Source organism: Streptomyces sp. NPDC003393 (assembly GCF_053589015.1).
The window spans coordinates 22,075-40,081 of the sequence record NZ_JBSFRB010000027.1; the positions used below are offsets into that span (position 1 = coordinate 22,075).

Sequence of the window (18,007 nt, forward strand, 5' to 3'; positions counted from 1 at the left end):
GGGCCCTGTCGGCGCACGTCCGTGCGGCCCGCCCTTCGGGCGGAGGACGGGAATGTGACGACAGGGCCTAGCGGATCGGCATGCCGGAGATCGTGCGGGCGATGACCAGTCGCTGGATCTCGCTGGTGCCTTCGAAGATGGTGTAGATCGCCGCGTCGCGGTGCATGCGCTCCACCGGGTACTCGCGGGTGTACCCGTTGCCGCCGAGGATCTGGATGGCCTGGGCGGTGACCTTCTTGGCCGTCTCGCTGGCGAACAGCTTGGACATGGAGCCCTCGGCGGCCGTGAAGGGCTTGCCGTTGACCGCCATCCAGGAGGCGCGCCAGACCAGCAGCCGGGCCGCGTCGATCTGGGTGCGCATGTCGGCGAGCTGGAAGGCGACGCCCTGGTTGTCGATGATCGGCCGGCCGAACTGCTCACGCGTCCCGGCGTAGTCGAGGGCGACCTCGTAGGCGGCGCGGGCGGTGCCCACGGCCATGGCGCCGACGGCCGGGCGAGAGGCCTCGAAGGTGGCCATGGCGGCGTTCTTCACGCGCTCGCCGCCCTTCTTGGCCTTCTCCCGGGCGCGGGCGAGACGCTCGTCCAGCTTCTCCTTGCCGCCCAGCAGGCAGGAGCCGGGGACGCGCACGTCGTCGAGGATCACCTCGGCGGTGTGGGAGGCGCGGATGCCGTGCTTCTTGAACTTCTGGCCCTGGGCGAGGCCCGGTGTGTTCGGCGGGACGATGAAGGAGGCATGGCCCTTGGACCCCAGTTCCGGGTCGACGGAGGCGACGACCACGTGCACGTTGGCGATGCCGCCGTTGGTCGCCCAGGTCTTGGTGCCGTTGATCACCCACTCGTCCTTGGCCTCGTCGTACACCGCGCGGGTGCGCAGGGAGGCGACATCGGAGCCGGCGTCGGGCTCGGAGGAGCAGAAGGCGGCGACCTTCACGTCGTTCGGGTCGCCGTACATCTGGGGGATCCAGGTGCCGATCTGCTCCTCGGTGCCGTTGGCGAGGACGCCCACCGCGGCCAGGCCGGTGCCGACGATGGACAGGGCGATGCCCGCGTCGCCCCAGAACAGCTCCTCCATGGCCATGGGGATGCCGAGGCCCGTGGAGTCGAAGTACTGCTGGGCGTAGAAGTCGAGGGAGTAGATGCCGACCTTGGCGGCCTCCTGGATGACCGGCCAGGGAGTCTCCTCACGCTCGTCCCATTCGGCGGCCGCGGGCCGGATCACATCGGCGGCGAAGCCGTGCAGCCAGTCCCGGACCTCCTTCTGTTCGTCGTTGAGCTCCATGGTGAACTCGGCCATGTCCCCTCCAGTGCCACACCTGCGTGTTACTTACGGTAACCCTACTTTGTTACCGACCGGTAGGGAAAGTCAAATCCGCTGTCCGCCGTCGGCAGCCCGTTCGATGTCCCGGGGCCGGTGAGTGTTAGTTTGCGCAGGCGTCACCGAATCAGCACGGGTGGGGAGAGCTCATGGACACCACACAGCGGACCGAACAGCAGCGGTCCGCCGACCGCCGACGGCGCGAGCTGCTGGAGGCCGCCGACCGGGTGGTGCTGCGCGACGGCCCGCAGGCCTCGATGAACGCCATCGCCGCCGAGGCCGGCATCACCAAGCCGATCCTCTACCGCCACTTCGGCGACAAGGGCGGCCTGTACGCCGCTCTCGCCAAGCGGCACACCGACGCCCTGCTCGACTCGCTGCGGGCCGCTCTGGACGCCCCCGCCGACCGGCGCGAACGAGTGGAGTCGACGCTGGACACCTATCTGGCGGCCATCGAGGCCCGCCCGCAGGTGTACCGCTTCCTGATGCATCCGGCGGAGGGTGGCCAGGGCGGCGACCAGGGCTTCGACGTCGGCAAGCACTCCGCCCCGCTGCTGCGCCGCATGGGCGAGGAGCTGGCCCAGGTCATCGAGGAGCGCCTGGACCTCGGCCCGAACAGCCAGCAGCTGGCGCGGGTATGGGGCCACGGCATCGTCGGCATGATGCACGCGGCCGGGGACTGGTGGCTGGGCGAGCGCCCCTGCTCCCGCGCGGAACTGGTCCGCAGCCTGGCCGACCTCCTCTGGGGCCGCCTCGCGGCGGCCGGGGACCGGATGGGCGGCCCGGGATTCTGAGCCCGGACCTCCCGCGTTGTCTCAGCGCCCGGGCCTTCCGCCACCGACCCGGTCGCGGTGCCAGGGCGCCCTCGCCGCCTGCCTGAGCAGCCTGCGCCGGCGCCACCCCGTCAGGCGGTCCGGGTACAGGCCGCCGTCCAGGTGATCGCACTCGTGCTGAAGACAGCGCGCGAAGAACCCCGTCCCCTGCACGGTGACCGGCTCTCCTGTCGCCGTGAAGCCCTCGACGACCGCCTCGTCGTACCGCTCGGTGCCCGCCTCCAGGCCCGGCAGGGACAGACAGCCCTCCGGGCCGCGGAGCACCACGCCGCCGGTCTTCACCAGGCGTGGGTTGACCACGTGCCCGAGGTGACGTACGTCCTCGTCGTCGGGGCAGTCGTAGACGAACACCCGGAGCGACTCCCCCACCTGGTTCGCGGCCAGGCCGACGCCACGGGCGGCGTACATCGTGGCGAAGAGGTCCTCCACGAGCCGCGACAGTGCGGGACCGAAGCCGGTGATCTCACGGCAGGGCGCGTGCAGCACGGGGTCCGAGAGCAGGCTGAGGGGCCGGACGCGCCCGCGGGCGCCCGGGATCGAGCGGTGTGGCATGGCGGCAAGGGTACGGTCCTGTCGTCACGCGCGAAGGGCGCGCGTGCGTCGCGACGGTGCCGGGGTTCGGGAGTGCGAACCGATCTCGATAGGCTGAGGTCCACACCACGTTGCCGGATGGCTCAGGCGCGGCGCGTACGCAAGGAGGATCGAGGACGGATGGCAGGCAACTCGGACCCGCTCACGCCGCGGGCCAAGCTGGCCGTGACCGCGGGCAAGGCGGTCGCGGCGGCATCGCGTGCCGCGGGGCGCGGCAGCGGTTCGGTGATCGGCGGTCGGGTGGCCCTCAAGCTCGACCCCGAGCTGCTCGGCCGGCTCGCCCAGAACCTGGACGTCGTCCTGGTCTCGGCGACCAACGGCAAGACCACCACCACACGGCTCATCGCCGAGGCGCTGCGGGCCGCGGGCCCGGTCGTCTCCAACGCCCTCGGCGCCAACATGCCGGCCGGCATCACCTCCGCGCTGGCGGGCGGCTCGGACGCCAAGTTCGGCGTGATAGAGGTCGACGAGAAGTACCTCGCGGGTGTGGCCCGCGACACCGGCCCCAAGTGCATCGCGCTGCTCAACCTGTCCCGCGACCAGCTGGACCGGGCCGCCGAGACCCGGATGCTCGCCGAGAACTGGCGTGAGGGCCTGGCCGGCTCCAAGGCCGTGATCGTCGCCAACTGCGACGACCCGCTGGTGGTGTGGGCCGCGTCCTCCTCGCCCAACGTGATCTGGGTCGCCGCCGGCCAGATGTGGAAGGACGACGCCTGGTCGTGCCCGTCCTGCGGCGGCGTGATGCAGCGCCCCGGCGACGACTGGTTCTGCGGGGAGTGCGGCTTCCGCCGGCCCACCCCGAGCTGGGCGCTCTCCGGCGACCACGTGCTGGACCCGCACGGCTCGGCCTGGCCGATCCACCTTCAGCTGCCGGGCCGCGCGAACAAGGCCAACGCCGCCTCCTCCGCGGCCGTCGCCGCCGTCTTCGGGGTGCCGCCGCAGGTCGCCCTGGAGCGGATGTACCAGGTGCAGGCGGTCGCCGGACGCTACGACGTGGTGCAGTTCCAGGGCCGCGACCTGCGCCTGCTGCTGGCGAAGAACCCGGCCGGCTGGCTGGAGACGTTCTCGCTGATCGACCCGCCGCCCACCCCGGTCATCCTGTCGGTGAACGCGCGCGGCGCCGACGGCACGGACACCTCCTGGCTGTGGGACGTCGACTACACGCGCCTGACCGGCCACCCGCTCTTCGTGATCGGTGACCGGAAGCTGGACCTCGCGGTGCGCCTGGAGGTCGCGGGCCAGCACTTCCAGGTCTGCGAGAACCTCGACCAGGCCGTGCAGCAGGCCCCGCCGGGCCGGATCGAGGTCATCGCCAACTACACCGCGTTCCAGGACCTGCGCCGCCGCGTCGGCAACTGACCAGGAGGACGACCACTTCATGAGCGACAACCAACTGCGGCTGGTGTGGATCTACCCGGACCTGCTGAGCACCTACGGCGACCAGGGCAACGCGCTCGTCGTGGAACGCCGGGCCCGGCAGCGCGGCCTGGACGTGGCCCGCCTCGACGTGCGCAGCGACCAGCCGATCCCCACCTCCGGCGACATCTACCTGATCGGCGGCGGCGAGGACCGGCCGCAGCGGTTGGCGGCGGAGCGGCTGCGCCGCGACGGGCACCTGTACCAGGCCGTGCAGAACGGGGCGATCGTGTTTTCCGTCTGCGCCGGGTACCAGATCCTCGGCCACGAGTTCGTGAATGACCTCGGCCAGCGCGAGCCGGGCCTGGGGCTGCTCGACGTGGTCTCCACGCGCGGTGAGGGCGAGCGGTGCGTCGGCGACGTGCTCGCGGACATCGACCCGCGTCTCGGCCTGCCTCAGCTGACCGGCTTCGAGAACCACCAGGGCGTCACCCACCTCGGCCCGACCGCCCGCCCCTTCGCGCAGGTCCACATCGGCAAGGGCAACGGCACGGGCGACGGCACGGAGGGCGCGTACAACGACACCGTCTTCGGCACGTACATGCACGGACCGGTGCTGGCCCGCAACCCGCAGATCGCGGACCTGCTGCTGAAGCTGGCGCTCGACGTCAACGCGCTGCCGCCGGTCGACGACCGCTGGTACGAGGCCCTGCGCGGCGAGCGCATCGCGGCCGCGCAGCAGCCCGCGTAGGAACGGCGGCCCCGCCGGCCCAGCCGCGCGGCCGGCTCGCGCGACGCGGCCACGCCGCCTGCCCGCGCGAGGCCGGCCGTCCAGCGGCATGTGCGCCTCCGGGAAACCGCCTCGGCGCGCGTCCGGGGGCGCGCGGAAACGGTCCTTCCGCGGCTCGCGCGACCTCGCGGGCACCGGCCCGTCAGCACGGCGCGATCAGCCCGTCTGACGGGCCGTCCGCACAGGTGAGCGGCCCCGTCCAGCAGGCGGACGCTCGGTTCGGACCTGCCCCCTGGTGCCGCTAGGGTGGCGGGGATCGAGCCGGACAGCGCGGTCCGGTCCCATGCCCAGGTGGAGAAGGTTGTTCGGGCTATGCGCATTGGTGTCCTCACGTCCGGCGGCGACTGCCCCGGCCTGAACGCCGTCATCCGGTCGGTCGTGCACCGCGCCGTCGCCGACCACGGCGACGAGGTCATCGGCTTCCGGGACGGCTGGAAGGGCCTCCTGGAGTGCGACTACCTCAAGCTCGACCTCGACGCGGTCGGCGGCATCCTGGCCCGCGGCGGCACCATCCTCGGTTCCTCCCGCGTCCGCCCCGAGCACCTGCGGGACGGTGTGGAGCGGGCCAGGGGTCACGTCCAGGAGCTCGGACTGGACGCGATCATCCCGATCGGCGGCGAGGGCACCCTCAAGGCGGCCCGGCTGCTCTCCGACAACGGGCTGCCCATCGTCGGCGTGCCGAAGACCATCGACAACGACATCTCGGTGACCGACGTCACCTTCGGCTTCGACACCGCCGTGACCGTCGCCACCGAGGCGCTGGACCGGCTGAAGACCACCGCCGAGTCCCACCAGCGGGTGCTGATCGTCGAGGTCATGGGACGCCACACCGGCTGGATCGCGCTCCAGTCCGGCATGGCGGCCGGCGCCCACGCCGTCGTGGTTCCCGAGCGGCCCTTCGACATCGAGGAACTGACGAAGAAGGTCGGCGAGCGGTTCTCGGCGGGCAAGCGGTTCGCGATCGTCGTCGCCGCGGAGGGCGCCAAGCCGCTGCCCGGCACCATGGACTTCGACGAGGGCGGCAAGGACATCTACGGCCACGAGCGGTTCGCGGGCATCGCCCGGCAGCTCTCCCTGGAGCTGGAGCACCGCCTGGGCAAGGAGGCCCGGCCGGTCATCCTCGGGCACGTGCAGCGCGGCGGCACGCCGACGGCGTACGACCGGGTGCTGGCCACCCGGTTCGGCTGGCACGCCGTGGAGGCCGTGCACCGCGGGGAGTTCGGCCGGATGACCGCGCTGCGCGGCACGGACATCGTGATGGTCTCGCTGGCCGAGGCGGTGGAGACCCTCAAGACGGTTCCCGCCGACCGGTACGCCGAGGCGGAGTGCGTGCTGTAGCTCACACACGGCACACGCGGACTCGCACCGCCCCCGGTCGCCGTCGCGGCCGGGGGCGGTTCTAGTCTGGTGCGGACAGACAGCTGCGGACAGACAGCGGCGGACACGCACAGCTGCGGTCAGACAGCGCACAACCCCCACGAATCAGGAGCCGGCGGATGGATCACAGCGGGCATGGCATGACCATGGACCTGCCGCCGTTCACCCTGGGCCGCGGCCTCGAGTGGTCCGCCGACCCGTTCTTCCTCGTCGCCTGTCTGCTCGGGCTCGGCCTGTACGGCTGGGGCGTGGTGCGGCTGCGCCGGCGCGGCGACACCTGGCCGGTGGGCCGTACCGTCGCGTACGTCATCGGCGTGCTGACCGTGGCGCTCACGATGTGCACCGGGCTGAACGACTACGGCATGGTCATGTTCAGCGTGCACATGGTGCAGCACATGGTCATCAGCATGCTGTCGCCGATCCTGATCCTGCTCGGTGCCCCGATCACCCTGGCGCTGCGCGCCCTGCCGGTGGCGGGGCGGGGCCGCAAGGGGCCGCGCGAAATGCTGCTGGCCCTGCTGCACAGCCGCTACGTCCAGGTCGTCACGCACCCCGCGTTCACCATCCCGCTGTTCATCGCGAGCCTGTACGCGCTGTACTTCACACCGCTGTTCGACCTTTTGATGGGGTCGAGGACCGGGCACATCGCGATGATGGTGCACTTCCTCGCGGTCGGCCTGGCGTTCTTCTGGCCGATCATGGGCGTCGACCCTGGTCCGAACCGGCCCGGCTATCTGATGCGGATGCTGGAGCTCTTCGCCGGCATGCCGTTCCACGCGTTCTTCGGCATCGCGCTGATGATGGGCTCCACGCCCATGGTGGACACCTTCCGGCATCCGCCGGCCTCCCTCGGCATCGACGCGCTGTCCGACCAGTCCGCGGCCGGCGGCATCGCCTGGGCCTTCAGCGAGGTCCCCTCGGTCCTGGTGCTGCTGGCGCTGCTGTTCCAGTGGTACCGCTCCGAGCAGCGGCAGGCCAAGCGCAAGGACCGGGCCGCGGACCGGGACGGCGACAAGGAACTCGAGGCGTACAACGCCTATCTGGCCTCCCTCCAGGCGCGCGGTAACTGACCACCCGGAGGGGATCCTCCTGGAGTCCGTCCCCCTTCTCCGCATTCCGCCGCACCCCCACCGCTCGAACGGCGGAACCGGGGCACCATGGAGGGGAGACGGACCACGAGGAGGGTGTCGCGATGCCCGGTTCGACGGACGGTTCCACGAAGACGATGGGGGCGCTCACCATAGGCGCCCTGGTCGCCGTGACGGCCTACTCGGTGGCGCTCGGCGGCAACGGCTGGCTGTGGTTCGGGTGGGTCGTGCTGGGCCTGATCACCCTCGCCATGGTGGTCACCCACGGCAGCGCCTGAGCCCCCGGGCGGCGGAACTCCGGTCACCGCAGGCATCGGGACCGGACCGCAGGGCCGTGTTCCTCAGTCGGCGAGCTGCCCGATCCGTCCCGAGGAATGCACGCCCGGCTGGTACTTCGGCAGCCGGACGGTGATCTTCATGCCCGCGCCCGGCGCGGTCTCGATGACCAGACCGTGACCGTCGCCGTAGACCTGGCGGAGCCGGTCGTCGACGTTGGACAGCCCGATGCCCCCGGAGGGGCTGTCCTCGCCGGCGAGGATGCGGCGCAGGAGCTCGGGGTCCATGCCGGCGCCGTCGTCCTCGATGACGACGAGCGCCTCGGCTCCCGCGTCCTGGGCGGTGATGCGGATCCGGCAGGTGCCGGCCTTGCCTTCCAGGCCGTGCTTGACGGCGTTCTCCACCAGCGGCTGCAGGCACAGGAAGGGCAGGGTGACCGGGAGCACCTCGGGGGCGATCTGGAGGGTGACGGCCAGACGGTCGCCGAAACGGGCCCGCACCAGCGCCAGGTAGTGCTCGATGGCGTGGAGCTCGTCGGCCAGGGTGGTGAAGTCGCCGTGCCGCCGGAACGAGTAGCGGGTGAAGTCGGCGAACTCCAGCAGCAGCTCGCGGGCGCGCTCGGGGTCGGTGCGGACGAACGAGGCGATCACCGCGAGCGAGTTGAAGATGAAGTGCGGGGAGATCTGCGCCCGCAGCGCCTTGATCTCGGCCTCGATGAGCCGGGTGCGCGACCGGTCGAGCTCGGCGAGCTCCAACTGGACGGAGACGAACCGGGCGACCTCGGCGGCGGCACGGACCAGGACGGCGGACTCCCGGGGCGCGCAGGCGACCAGGGCGCCGTGCACACGGTCGTCCACGGTGAGCGGGGCGACGACGGCCCAGCGCACCGGGCAGTCCGGGGTCCGGCAGGTCAGGCGGAAGGCCTCGCCGCGGCCGGTGTCCAGCGGCCCGGTGAGCCGGTCCATGATCTCGCCGCGGTGGTGGGCGCCGATCCCGTCCCAGGCCAGCACCTGGGTGTCGTCGGCGAGGCAGAGGGCGTCGGTGCCGAGCAGGGAGCGCAGCCGGCGGGCCGACCTGCGGGCGGTCTCCTCGGTCAGCCCGGCCCGCAACGGGGGCGCGGCCAGGGATGCGGTGTGCAGGGTCTGGAAGGTGGCGTGTTCGACGGGGGTGCCGAGCCCGCCGAGGCGCGGCGGCCGCGAGGTGTGCCGGCCGAGCCAGAACCCGGCGCCCAGCAGCGGCAGGACGGCCACGCACAGTCCGGCGAGGAAACCGCTCACGCCTGCACCTCCGCCCTCAGCTGCTCGGGCAGGTGGAAGCGCGCGAGGACCGCGGCCGTACCGGCGGGGACGCGCCCCGGGGTGGCCAGGGACACCAGCACCATGGTGAGGAAACCCAGGGGCACCGACCACAGCGCGGGCCAGGCGAGCAGGGAGCGCAGCGGGCCGCCGCCGGGGAGGCCGGCCATGGTCACGGCGACGGCGACGAGCGCGGCGCCGCCGCCGGTCAGCATGCCGGCGGCGGCGCCGGGCGGGGTGAGCCGCCGCCACCAGATACCGAGGACGAGCAGCGGGCAGAAAGACGAGGCGGACACGGCGAAGGCGAGCCCGACCGCGTCGGCCACGGGCAGTCCGCCGACCAGCACGCTCGCGGCCAGCGGCACGGCCATCGCGAGCACCGTGCCCAGCCGGAAGTGCCGTACGCCGCGGGCGGGCAGCGGACCGCGCGAGGGCAGCACGTCCTGGGTGAGCACCCCGGCCACCGCCATCGTCAGGCCGGAGGCGGTGGACAGGAACGCGGCGAAGGCACCGCCCGCCACCAGCGCGCCCAGCAGGTCGCCGCCGAGGCCGCCGATCATCCGGTCGGGCAGCAGCAGGACGGCGGCGTCCGCGTTGCCGGTGATCGTCAGCTCCGGGGCGTAGATCCGGCCCAGGGCGCCGTAGAGGGGAGGCAGCAGGTAGAAGCCGCCGATCAGGCCGAGGACGGCGACCGTGGTGCGGCGGGCGGCGACGCCGTGTGGGCTGGTGTAGAAGCGGACGACGACGTGAGGCAGGCCCATGGTGCCGAGGAAGGTGGCGACGATGAGGCCGTAGGTGGCGTACAGCGGGCGGTCCTCGCGGCCCCCGGTGAGCGGGGTGGACATGCCGCCGGTGTCCTTCCGGGCGGCCTCGGGGACGGCGGTTCCCGCGGCGAAGGTCAGCCGGGTGCCGCGCTCGAGGCGGTGGGTGCCGACGGCCAGGGTCACCTCCCGGTCGTGGTGGGCGCGGCCGTCGACGGTGCCGGCGACGGTGACGGTGAGCGGACGCTCCAGCCGCAGGTCGAGGGTGCCGTCGACACGGACGGTGCGCCGCTCGCGGAAGGCGGGCGGCTCGTCGAAGGCGTGGCGCGGGGCGCCGTCGCCCTGCCAGGCGAGGACGAGGAAGAGCGCGGGGACCAGCAGGGCGGTCAGCTTCAGCCAGTACTGGAAGGCCTGGACGAAGGTGACGCTGCGCATGCCGCCCGCGGCGACCGTGGCCACCACGACGGCGGCCACGACGACGCCGCCGAGGGCGTTCGGCGCGCCGGTGAACACCGCCAGGGTCAGCCCGGCGCCCTGGAGTTGCGGCAGCAGGTACAGCCAGCCGACACCGACCACGAAGGCGCCCGCGAGCCGGCGCACGCCCTGTGAGCCGAGCCGGGCCTCGGCGAAGTCGGGCAGCGTATAGGCGCCGGAGCGGCGCAGCGGGGCGGCGACGAACAGGAGCAGGACGAGATAGCCGGCGGTGTAGCCGACCGGGTACCAGAGCATGTCGGGGCCCTGGACCAGGACCAGGCCCGCGATGCCGAGGAAGGAAGCGGCGGAGAGGTATTCGCCGCTGATGGCGGCCGCGTTCAGGCGAGGGCCGACGGTGCGGGAGGCGACGTAGAAGTCCGACGTCGTCCGGGACACGTGCAGTCCGAACGCGCCGACCAGGACGGTGGCCACGACGACGAGGGCCACGGCGGGGACGGTGTAGGCGGAGTTCACGGTCGCGCGTCCTCAGCGGTCCTCGACGAGCCGGACGAAGTCGCGTTCGTTGCGTTCGGCACGGCGCACGTACCAGCGGGCGAGGAGCACGAACGGGGCGTAGAGGCAGAAGCCGAGGACCGCCCAGGTCAGGCGGCGGGCCTCGGGGGCCGCGGCGAAGACCAGCGGCAGTGGGGCGACCAGCAGTACCAGTACCGCGAACACCGCCAGGGCGGTGCGCAGCTGGCTGCGGATCAGGGAGCGGACGTAGGTGTGTCCGAGGGTGGTCTGCTCGTCGATCTCGGTGCGCGGGCGGTAGTGGCCCGGGGCCCGGCGGGTGCGGCGGGGCGGACCGGTGACGGTGACGCGGCGTTCGCCGGCGTCCTGCGGCATGGCGTACGACCCCCTAGTGCGCGGTCCGGCGCAGCAGCAGTTCCCGCAGCTCACGCGCGTGACGGCGGCTGACCTGGAGTTCCTCGTCGCCGACCAGCACGCTCACCGAGCCCGCGTCCAGGCGGAGCTCGTCGATGTGGCGCAGGGCGACCAGGTGCCGGCGGTGGATGCGGACGAAGCCTCTCGAGCGCCAGCGTTCCTCCAGCGTGGACAGGGGGATGCGGACCAGGTGGCTGCCCCGGGTGGTGTGCAGGCGGGCGTAGTCGCCCTGGGCCTCGACGTGGGTGATGTCGTCGACGGCGACGAAGCGGGTCACACCGCCGAGTTCGACGGGCATCTGGTCGGGGTCGGGCTCGCTGACGGTGATCCGCGGGGCGGCGTCGCGCAGTTGGGCGGCGCGGCGGACGGCCTCGGCGAGGCGTTCCTTGCGGACCGGTTTGAGGACGTAGTCGACGGCCTTGAGGTCGAAGGCCTGCACGGCGAAGTCCTCGTGGGCGGTGACGAAGACGATCAGCGGCGGCCTGGCGAACCCGGTCAGCAGCCGGGCCAGGTCGAGCCCGTCGAGGCCGGGCATCTGGATGTCGAGGAAGACGACGTCGATGGCGTCGGGTCCGTCGGGGCCGGACTGGAGGGCCCGGTTGATGCGGCGCAGCGCCTCGGTGGCGTCGCCGGCGCCCTCCACGCCGGTGATCCGGGGGTCGGCGTTCAGCAGGTACAGCAGTTCCTCGAGCGAGGGGCGTTCGTCGTCGACGGCGAGGGCGCGCAGCATGAACGTGGAGTGTAGGGCCTCTCGTTCGGATCAGGCCGGGCTCGCGGGGTCTGGCACGCACATCCGCGGCGTTGTCGTCACTCGCCGACGCTCCGCGTCGACTCCCTCCTCCGCCTTGCATCTGCACGCCCCAGACCCCGCTCCCTGATCCAGCCTGATCCGAACGAAAGACCCTGTGGGCGAAAGGCGCGCCATGACATGTCCCGGGCCTGGACGTTCGCGCTGGATACGGTGGTGGATACAGTGCGGACATGAACAGCAGGCCGGTACCGTTCGACGACCTGGATCGGAAGATCCTCACCGCCCTGATGGCGAACGCCCGCAGCAGTTTCGCGGAGATCGGCACGGAGATCGGACTGTCCGCGACGGCCGTGAAACGGCGGGTGGACCGGCTGCGCGAGACGGGTGTGATCACCGGGTTCACGGCCACGGTGAAGCCGGCGGCGCTGGGCTGGCGCACGGAGGCGTACGTCGAGGTGTACTGCGAGGGAGCCGCGCCGCCCCGGCGGCTGGCCGAGGTGGTGCGCAACCATCCGGAGATCACGGCGGCCATGACGGTGACCGGTGGCGCGGACGCGCTGCTGCACGTGCGGGCGCGGGACGTGGAGCACTTCGAGGAGGTGCTGGAGCGGATCCGGACGGAGCCGTTCATCCGCAAGACGATCAGCGTGATGGTGCTCTCGCATCTGTTGCCGGACAGCCCGGAGGCGGGTACGAGCCAGCCGGCCCCCGAAGACGCAGCGGACGTGCGCTGAGCGGTTCGGATACGCAGCGTTCCTGCTCGAACACGCAGCTTTCGTTCCTTGTCGGCCGTATCCGTCCCTTCCTACCGTGGTGTCAACCCTCAGTCGACACCCCAGGAAGCGGAGGAACCCCTTCGTGCCCGAGTCCCGTGTGCCGCGCCGGCGGCGCTTCGTCGTCTGCGAACCCAGACATTTCGCCGTGCAGTACGCGATCAATCCCTGGATGCGTCCGGACCGTCCCGTCGACGTCCCGCTCGCCCAGGCACAGTGGCAGGCGCTGGTCGACGCCTATCGCGCCTACGGCCACACCGTCGAGACCGTGGAGCCCGTGCCGGGTCTGCCGGACATGGTCTTCGCCGCGAACGCGGCCGTCGTGGTCGGCGGCCGCGTCTTCGGCTCCCTCTTCCGCGCCCCCGAGCGGCGCCCGGAGTCCCTCCCCTACGACACCTGGTTCAAGTCGGCCGGGTTCGACGTCTACCGGCCGGAGTCGGTGTGCGAGGGCGAGGGCGACTTCGTGCCGGCCGGGCGCTGGCTGCTCGCCGGCACCGGCTTCCGCACCACGCCGGAGGCCCATCGCGAGGCTCAGGAGTACCTGGGCGTGCCGGTGATCGGCCTGACCCTGGTGGACCCGTACTTCTACCATCTGGACACGGCACTGTTCGTCCTCGACGACGGCACGGACGGCACCGACGGGAACATCGCGTACTACCCCGAGGCGTTCTCGCCCGGCAGCCGCGAGGTGCTCGCCCGCCTCTACCCGGACGCGGTGATCGCCACCCGCGAGGACGCGATGGCCTTCGGCCTCAACTCCGTCTCCGACGGCCGCCACGTCTTCATCTCCCCCGGCGCCACCGCCCTCGCCGGCCGGCTCGCCGACCACGGTTATCTGCCCGTTCCCGTCGACCTGTCGGAGTTCCACAAGGCAGGCGGCGGTATCAAGTGCTGCACCCAGGAGATCCGCTCATGACCGCACCCGCACGCACCCGCACCTCCGACGAGCTGATCCGCGCCGAGGAGCCTGTCCTCGCGCACAACTATCACCCGCTGCCGGTGGTCGTGGCCCGGGCCGAGGGCGCCTGGGTGGAGGACGTCGAGGGCCGCCGCTACCTGGACATGCTGGCCGGTTACTCGGCCCTGAACTTCGGCCACCGCCACCCGGCGCTGATCCAGGCGGCGCACCGCCAGCTGGACCGCCTCACCCTCACCTCGCGTGCCTTCCACAACGACCGGCTCGCCGAGTTCGCCGAGCGGCTGGCGGAGCTGACCGGGCAGGACATGGTGCTGCCCATGAACACCGGCGCCGAGGCGGTGGAGAGCGGCATCAAGGTGGCCCGCAAGTGGGCGTACGAGGTCAAGGGGGTCCCCGCCGACCGGGCGACGATCGTGGTCGCGGCGGACAACTTCCACGGCCGTACGACGACGATCGTCAGCTTCTCGACGGACGAGACGGCACGGTCGGGCTTCGGGCCGTTCACACCGGGCTTCCGGATCGTTCCCTACAACGATCTGGCGGCCCTGGAGGCGGCGGTCGACGAGACCACGGCGGCGGTGCTGATCGAGCCGATCCAGGGCGAGGCGGGCGTGATCATCCCGGACGACGGCTATCTGGCCGGTGTACGCGAGCTGACCCGCCGGGCCGGCTGCCTGTTCGTCGCCGACGAGATCCAGTCGGGTCTCGGCCGCACCGGGCGGACCCTCGCCGTCGAGCACGAGAACGTGGTGCCGGACGTCGTGCTCCTCGGCAAGGCGCTGGGCGGCGGCATCGTGCCGGTGTCGGCGGTCGTGGGCAGCCGCGAGGTGCTCGGGGTGCTGCGGCCCGGCGAGCACGGCTCGACGTTCGGCGGCAACCCGCTGGCCGCGGCCGTCGGCACGGCGGTGGTCGAACTGCTGGAGACCGGTGAGTTCCAGCGCCGGGCCGCCGAACTGGGCCTGGTGCTGCGCGAGGGGCTGACCGCTCTGCTCGGCGCGGGCGTGGTGGGCTTCCGCTCGCGCGGCCTGTGGGCGGGCGTCGACATCGACCCGGCCATCGGCACCGGCCGGGAGATCAGCGAGCGTCTGATGCGGGAGGGCATCCTGGTGAAGGACACCCACGGTTCCACGATCCGGCTGGCCCCGCCGCTGACCGTCGCCGAGGACGAACTGCGCTCCGCGATCGGCTCCTTGGAGAAGGTCCTGGCCTCCTGACGGCCCGGTCGACCACGGCTGGGGGCGCCCGTGCGGGCGCCCCCAGCGGTCGGATCCGGTCGTGGCTCGTCGGTTCCGTCCTGTCGCGGTCCGTCCGGTCGCGGTCTACTCGTTGGGCTCGGCCGCGCTGATGCCGCCCAGCGCGGAGCGCGGGTCGCGCTCGATGGCCAGGTCGCCGATGGAGATGATGCCCACGGGGTGGCCCTGGTCGATGACCGGTATACGGCGCACGGCGTGCTCGCGCATCATCTGCACCGCGGTGTCGACCTCCTCGTCCGGGGTCACGGTGAAGAGGTCGGCGCTGCACGCCGACTCGACGGTGCGCTTGTCCTGGTCGCCGCCCTCCGCCAGCGAGCGGATCACCAGATCGCGGTCGCTGACCACACCGCGCAGTTCGTCGCCCTCGCACACCAGGACGATGCCGATGTCCTCGTCGCGCATCTTCTGGGCCGCCGCCGTGACCGAGGTCTGCGGCTCCACCGTCACCAGTCGGCTGGTCATGAGGTCGCGTACGTGCTGAGCCATGACGCCTCCCTTCGTCAGGTCCTGCGGTGCCGTTCACCGCACTGCTCCGCCGGGTACCCGGCGGAGCAGTCAGCGCACATGCCCGCCCGTTCCGTACGGCCTCATCCGCGCGGGCCGGCTCGTTGGTGGAGCGGCGATGCGGGTACCCGACCCGGAGAGACGGCACTTCCTGAGGAGATGACTCCCATGCTGCTCTTCGGCCTGCTTCTCCTGGCGGCCACCGGAGCGTTCACCGGACTGGCCATCGCCGGAAACCTCTCCGGCGGGCCCGACTACACGGTCTCGATGCTCGGCAACCAGATCGTCACCATGAACGCCCTCGCGATCTTCAGCGCCGGGCTGGCCCTCGCTCTCCTCTTCTGCCTGGGTCTGTCCCTGATGACCGGCGCCGCCACGCACCACCGGCGCGCCCACCGGGCCGCGCAGCAACCCGGCCGCTACGGCGGAACGGCCCCCGGCCGGATGAACGAGAGCACGCGCCCGGACGACCGTCCCCATCCGTGACGCCGGCCGGCGGGGCCGGCGTCAGGGCCGGCGCGGTCAGTGGTAGGCGTGCACGACCGCGTGTCCCTTGCCCCGGCCGATCATCCACCGGTTGACCGGAGTGGTCAGCACGAAGGCCAGCACGAGGGAGAGGACCAGCGAGACCCAGAACAGCGCGTCGGCCAGCCCCGCGTCCATCGCGCCGGGCACCCCGACCATGACGGTGTTGTCGATCAGTTCCATCACCGCGATGGACACCGTGTCCGCGGCGAGGGCGACCTTGACCGCCTGCCGCACGGGGACACCCGCGTGGAGCACGCCGCGCATGGTCAGCGCGTAGCCGAAGACGAAGGCCAGGGCGATCGAGACGGTGACCGTGGCCGCGTTGTGCAGCCCGGCCGCCGTGCCGACGACCATGCCGAGCACCTCGCCGATGGCGCAGCCGGTCAGGCAGTGCAGCGTCGCCCGTGCGGCCAGGGGCCAGGAGGCACCCGTGGCGGCGGCCGGGGCGTGCGCGTGTCCCTGGTGGTGTCCATGGTGCTCATGCTGGTGTTCGTGCCGGTGGGCCGGGTGTGTCATCGTCGCTCTCCCCTGTCGGCGCTGATACGGCCCCGCCGGCCGGCGAAGCCCTTCACCACACCGGAACAGCATACCCCCAGGGGGTATTCCCGTCAGCAGCGTTTCCCTCAGGAGTGCTCCTCCCGGCCGTGTTCCTCCCGGCCCTCCCGCCGCCCCCGCCGGCGCCTGCGCCGCAGCAGATGGCGGACGACCAGGGCGGCGACGAGAACGCCGATTCCGACGAACACGTACACCTCGTACCGCTGGATGGTGTCGTAGACGGCGTTGATGTGCGTGCCCGCGAAGTACGCCAGGGTCACCCACAGCCCCACCCACAGCGCCGCGCCGAGCGCGTTGAAGGCGAGGAAGCGGCGCCAGGGCATGCCGGTGGTGCCGGCGATGATTCCGTTGGCCTGGCGCAGCCCCTCGATGAAGCGTGCCACGGTGACGATCTTGCCGCCGTGCCGGGTGAAGAACCGCTCGGCCGCCTCGAACCGCTTCGGCGTCAGGAAGACGTATGTGCCCCAGCGGTGGACGAAGGCGCGCCCGCCGAAGTGGCCGACCACATAGCCGATGTTGTCCCCGACGACGGCGGCCAGGAACCCGATGACGCCCACGGCCACGACGTTCAGCTCACCCGCGCCGGCGTACACACCCGCCGCGATCAGGATGGTCTCGCCCGGGGCGGGGATCCCGAAGTCCTCCACCAGGACCACGCCACCCACGGCCCAGTAGCCGTAGTGGCCGAGCAACGGCGCCAGGTCCTGGAGCGGACCCGGGAGCGGAGGGGCCATACGGCCCACCGTACGTCGCCCGGCGCGCGGGATCCGGCAGGCGCCGCGCGCCCGGTTCCGCGCACCCGCCACCGCACATACACTTGCACCCCACGGCACAGAGGTTGACCTGCGAGAACGTCGGCCTAGCGGGACGGCCCGGCGAATCCGCACGACGAGGAGCGACCCCCTTGTTCTACTATCTGCTCAAATATGTGCTGCTGGGACCGCTGCTCCGGATGGTCTTCCGGCCGCGTATCGAGGGGCTGGAGCATGTGCCGGACTCCGGTGCGGCCATCGTCGCGGGCAACCATCTGTCGTTCTCGGACCACTTCCTGATGCCCGCGATCCTCAGACGGCGCATCACCTTCCTGGCGAAGGCGGAGTACTTCACGGGTCCGGGCCTCAAGGGCCGCCTCACGGCCGCCTTCTTCCGCAGCGCCGGGCAGATCCCCGTCGACCGCTCCGGGAAGGAGGCCGGTCAGGCGGCGATCCGGGAGGGGCTCGGGGTGCTGCGCAAGGGGGAGTTGCTCGGCATCTATCCCGAGGGCACCCGTTCGCACGACGGCCGCCTGTACAAGGGCAAGGTCGGTGTCGCCGTCATGGCGCTCAAGGCGGGGGTCCCGGTGGTGCCCTGCGCGATGATCGGTACGTTCGAGGCCCAGCCGCCGGGCAAGGTCGTGCCGAGGATCCACCCGGTCGTCATCCGCTTCGGCAAGCCGCTGGACTTCTCCCGCTACGCCGGGATGGAGGACGAGAAGGCGGTCCTGCGCGCCGTCACCGACGAGATCATGTACGCCGTCCTGTCGCTGTCCGAGCAGGAGTACGTCGACCAGTACGCGGCCGTGGCGAAGGCCGAGCAGGCGGCCGCCGCGGGCGAGAAGGAGCGCAGGTTCCCGCGGTCACCGCTGGGCTGACCCCCGGGCCCGGGGCCGAGACGGTACGGCGAAGGGGCGGCCATGATGCCGGC

The 18,007-nt window shown here is 71.9% G+C and carries 20 protein-coding genes; 11 read left to right on the top strand and 9 right to left on the bottom strand.

Going from position 1 to position 18,007, the window contains the following annotated elements:
• Positions 1 to 67: 67 nt before the first annotated feature.
• Positions 68 to 1,294 (bottom strand): acyl-CoA dehydrogenase family protein, encoded by a 1,227-nt coding sequence (locus ACWDUZ_RS24200; protein WP_451633879.1) that lies wholly within the window; start codon positions 1,292 to 1,294, stop codon positions 68 to 70.
• A gap of 170 nt (positions 1,295 to 1,464) precedes the next feature.
• Between ACWDUZ_RS24200 and ACWDUZ_RS24205 the strand changes: the two genes are divergently transcribed.
• The gene (locus tag ACWDUZ_RS24205; protein ID WP_451633880.1) at positions 1,465 to 2,109 is read left to right on the top strand and encodes a TetR family transcriptional regulator; all 645 of its coding nucleotides are present in this window, start codon (positions 1,465 to 1,467) and stop codon (positions 2,107 to 2,109) included.
• A gap of 21 nt (positions 2,110 to 2,130) precedes the next feature.
• On the opposite strand, the gene def is transcribed toward ACWDUZ_RS24205, so the two are convergent.
• Positions 2,131 to 2,700 (bottom strand): peptide deformylase, encoded by a 570-nt coding sequence (def, locus tag ACWDUZ_RS24210; RefSeq protein WP_451633881.1) that lies wholly within the window; start codon positions 2,698 to 2,700, stop codon positions 2,131 to 2,133.
• A gap of 159 nt (positions 2,701 to 2,859) precedes the next feature.
• Here def and ACWDUZ_RS24215 point away from each other — a divergent pair, with 159 nt between their 5' ends.
• From ACWDUZ_RS24215 to ACWDUZ_RS24235, 5 genes are all read left to right on the top strand, one after another.
• A complete protein-coding gene (locus ACWDUZ_RS24215) occupies positions 2,860 to 4,098 on the top strand; it encodes a MurT ligase domain-containing protein (protein ID WP_451633882.1) in 1,239 nt (412 codons plus the stop codon).
• Between the two features lie 19 nt (positions 4,099 to 4,117).
• The gene (locus ACWDUZ_RS24220; protein WP_451633883.1) at positions 4,118 to 4,846 is read left to right on the top strand and encodes a type 1 glutamine amidotransferase; all 729 of its coding nucleotides are present in this window, start codon (positions 4,118 to 4,120) and stop codon (positions 4,844 to 4,846) included.
• A gap of 351 nt (positions 4,847 to 5,197) precedes the next feature.
• Positions 5,198 to 6,223 (top strand): 6-phosphofructokinase, encoded by a 1,026-nt coding sequence (locus ACWDUZ_RS24225; RefSeq protein ID WP_451633884.1) that lies wholly within the window; start codon positions 5,198 to 5,200, stop codon positions 6,221 to 6,223.
• Positions 6,224 to 6,381: 158 nt separating this feature from the next.
• Entirely contained in the window at positions 6,382 to 7,332 is a 951-nt protein-coding gene (locus ACWDUZ_RS24230) for a cytochrome c oxidase assembly protein (protein WP_451633885.1), read from the top strand.
• A 122-nt stretch (positions 7,333 to 7,454) separates the two neighbouring features.
• Positions 7,455 to 7,628 carry a hypothetical protein gene (locus ACWDUZ_RS24235; RefSeq protein ID WP_451633886.1) on the top strand — a complete coding sequence of 58 codons (174 nt, stop codon included), beginning with the start codon at positions 7,455 to 7,457 and terminating at the stop codon, positions 7,626 to 7,628.
• 63 nt (positions 7,629 to 7,691) lie between these two features.
• Here the strand turns inward: ACWDUZ_RS24235 and ACWDUZ_RS24240 are convergent, their stop codons facing one another.
• Genes ACWDUZ_RS24240 through ACWDUZ_RS24255 form a run of 4 tightly spaced genes read right to left on the bottom strand, consistent with a single transcriptional unit; the run spans position 7,692 to position 11,771 of the window.
• Positions 7,692 to 8,903 carry a sensor histidine kinase gene (locus tag ACWDUZ_RS24240; protein WP_451633887.1) on the bottom strand — a complete coding sequence of 404 codons (1,212 nt, stop codon included), beginning with the start codon at positions 8,901 to 8,903 and terminating at the stop codon, positions 7,692 to 7,694.
• Positions 8,900 to 10,630: a sodium/solute symporter gene (locus tag ACWDUZ_RS24245; protein WP_451633888.1), complete on the bottom strand. Its 1,731-nt coding sequence runs from the start codon at positions 10,628 to 10,630 to the stop codon at positions 8,900 to 8,902. The genes ACWDUZ_RS24240 and ACWDUZ_RS24245 overlap by 4 nt, the downstream gene beginning before the upstream one ends.
• A 12-nt stretch (positions 10,631 to 10,642) precedes the next feature.
• Positions 10,643 to 11,002, bottom strand: coding sequence for a hypothetical protein (locus ACWDUZ_RS24250; protein ID WP_306185515.1), 360 nt, complete (start codon positions 11,000 to 11,002; stop codon positions 10,643 to 10,645).
• Between the two features lie 13 nt (positions 11,003 to 11,015).
• Positions 11,016 to 11,771, bottom strand: coding sequence for a LytR/AlgR family response regulator transcription factor (locus ACWDUZ_RS24255; RefSeq protein ID WP_451633889.1), 756 nt, complete (start codon positions 11,769 to 11,771; stop codon positions 11,016 to 11,018).
• A 251-nt stretch (positions 11,772 to 12,022) separates the two neighbouring features.
• Here ACWDUZ_RS24255 and ACWDUZ_RS24260 point away from each other — a divergent pair, with 251 nt between their 5' ends.
• The 3 genes from ACWDUZ_RS24260 (at position 12,023) to rocD (ending at position 14,698) form a co-directional block, all read left to right on the top strand.
• Positions 12,023 to 12,526 (top strand): Lrp/AsnC family transcriptional regulator, encoded by a 504-nt coding sequence (locus ACWDUZ_RS24260; RefSeq protein ID WP_451633890.1) that lies wholly within the window; start codon positions 12,023 to 12,025, stop codon positions 12,524 to 12,526.
• Between the two features lie 124 nt (positions 12,527 to 12,650).
• Positions 12,651 to 13,481, top strand: a complete 831-nt coding sequence (gene ddaH, locus ACWDUZ_RS24265) for a dimethylargininase (RefSeq protein WP_451633891.1) — start codon at positions 12,651 to 12,653, stop codon at positions 13,479 to 13,481.
• Positions 13,478 to 14,698 (top strand): ornithine--oxo-acid transaminase, encoded by a 1,221-nt coding sequence (gene rocD / locus ACWDUZ_RS24270; RefSeq protein ID WP_451633892.1) that lies wholly within the window; start codon positions 13,478 to 13,480, stop codon positions 14,696 to 14,698. The genes ddaH and rocD overlap by 4 nt, the downstream gene beginning before the upstream one ends.
• A gap of 105 nt (positions 14,699 to 14,803) precedes the next feature.
• Here the strand turns inward: rocD and ACWDUZ_RS24275 are convergent, their stop codons facing one another.
• Positions 14,804 to 15,223: a CBS domain-containing protein gene (locus ACWDUZ_RS24275; protein WP_451633893.1), complete on the bottom strand. Its 420-nt coding sequence runs from the start codon at positions 15,221 to 15,223 to the stop codon at positions 14,804 to 14,806.
• Between the two features lie 186 nt (positions 15,224 to 15,409).
• Between ACWDUZ_RS24275 and ACWDUZ_RS24280 the strand changes: the two genes are divergently transcribed.
• Positions 15,410 to 15,727 carry a hypothetical protein gene (locus ACWDUZ_RS24280; RefSeq protein WP_451633894.1) on the top strand — a complete coding sequence of 106 codons (318 nt, stop codon included), beginning with the start codon at positions 15,410 to 15,412 and terminating at the stop codon, positions 15,725 to 15,727.
• 36 nt (positions 15,728 to 15,763) lie between these two features.
• On the opposite strand, the gene ACWDUZ_RS24285 is transcribed toward ACWDUZ_RS24280, so the two are convergent.
• Both ACWDUZ_RS24285 and ACWDUZ_RS24290 read right to left on the bottom strand, forming a co-directional pair.
• Complete coding sequence (locus tag ACWDUZ_RS24285) at positions 15,764 to 16,285, bottom strand: DUF4396 domain-containing protein (protein ID WP_451633895.1); 522 nt, start codon at positions 16,283 to 16,285, stop codon at positions 15,764 to 15,766.
• A 107-nt stretch (positions 16,286 to 16,392) separates the two neighbouring features.
• Positions 16,393 to 17,058 (bottom strand): DedA family protein, encoded by a 666-nt coding sequence (locus ACWDUZ_RS24290; RefSeq protein WP_451633896.1) that lies wholly within the window; start codon positions 17,056 to 17,058, stop codon positions 16,393 to 16,395.
• A 170-nt stretch (positions 17,059 to 17,228) separates the two neighbouring features.
• On the opposite strand from ACWDUZ_RS24290, the gene ACWDUZ_RS24295 reads away from it, so the two are divergent.
• Positions 17,229 to 17,954, top strand: coding sequence for a lysophospholipid acyltransferase family protein (locus tag ACWDUZ_RS24295; protein WP_451633897.1), 726 nt, complete (start codon positions 17,229 to 17,231; stop codon positions 17,952 to 17,954).
• Positions 17,955 to 18,007: the final 53 nt, after the last annotated feature.

What these genes read in the sequence shown, in the direction of transcription:
- ACWDUZ_RS24200 (WP_451633879.1), bottom strand. Translation starts at nt 1,294, where the DNA reads ATGGCCGAGTTCACCATGGAGCTCAACGACGAACAGAAGGAGGTCCGG.
- ACWDUZ_RS24205 (WP_451633880.1), top strand. Translation starts at nt 1,465, where the DNA reads ATGGACACCACACAGCGGACCGAACAGCAGCGGTCCGCCGACCGCCGA.
- def (WP_451633881.1), bottom strand. Translation starts at nt 2,700, where the DNA reads ATGCCACACCGCTCGATCCCGGGCGCCCGCGGGCGCGTCCGGCCCCTC.
- ACWDUZ_RS24215 (WP_451633882.1), top strand. Translation starts at nt 2,860, where the DNA reads ATGGCAGGCAACTCGGACCCGCTCACGCCGCGGGCCAAGCTGGCCGTG.
- ACWDUZ_RS24220 (WP_451633883.1), top strand. Translation starts at nt 4,118, where the DNA reads ATGAGCGACAACCAACTGCGGCTGGTGTGGATCTACCCGGACCTGCTG.
- ACWDUZ_RS24225 (WP_451633884.1), top strand. Translation starts at nt 5,198, where the DNA reads ATGCGCATTGGTGTCCTCACGTCCGGCGGCGACTGCCCCGGCCTGAAC.
- ACWDUZ_RS24230 (WP_451633885.1), top strand. Translation starts at nt 6,382, where the DNA reads ATGGATCACAGCGGGCATGGCATGACCATGGACCTGCCGCCGTTCACC.
- ACWDUZ_RS24235 (WP_451633886.1), top strand. Translation starts at nt 7,455, where the DNA reads ATGCCCGGTTCGACGGACGGTTCCACGAAGACGATGGGGGCGCTCACC.
- ACWDUZ_RS24250 (WP_306185515.1), bottom strand. Translation starts at nt 11,002, where the DNA reads ATGCCGCAGGACGCCGGCGAACGCCGCGTCACCGTCACCGGTCCGCCC.
- ACWDUZ_RS24255 (WP_451633889.1), bottom strand. Translation starts at nt 11,771, where the DNA reads ATGCTGCGCGCCCTCGCCGTCGACGACGAACGCCCCTCGCTCGAGGAA.
- ACWDUZ_RS24260 (WP_451633890.1), top strand. Translation starts at nt 12,023, where the DNA reads ATGAACAGCAGGCCGGTACCGTTCGACGACCTGGATCGGAAGATCCTC.
- rocD (WP_451633892.1), top strand. Translation starts at nt 13,478, where the DNA reads ATGACCGCACCCGCACGCACCCGCACCTCCGACGAGCTGATCCGCGCC.
- ACWDUZ_RS24275 (WP_451633893.1), bottom strand. Translation starts at nt 15,223, where the DNA reads ATGGCTCAGCACGTACGCGACCTCATGACCAGCCGACTGGTGACGGTG.
- ACWDUZ_RS24280 (WP_451633894.1), top strand. Translation starts at nt 15,410, where the DNA reads ATGCTGCTCTTCGGCCTGCTTCTCCTGGCGGCCACCGGAGCGTTCACC.
- ACWDUZ_RS24285 (WP_451633895.1), bottom strand. Translation starts at nt 16,285, where the DNA reads ATGACACACCCGGCCCACCGGCACGAACACCAGCATGAGCACCATGGA.
- ACWDUZ_RS24290 (WP_451633896.1), bottom strand. Translation starts at nt 17,058, where the DNA reads ATGGCCCCTCCGCTCCCGGGTCCGCTCCAGGACCTGGCGCCGTTGCTC.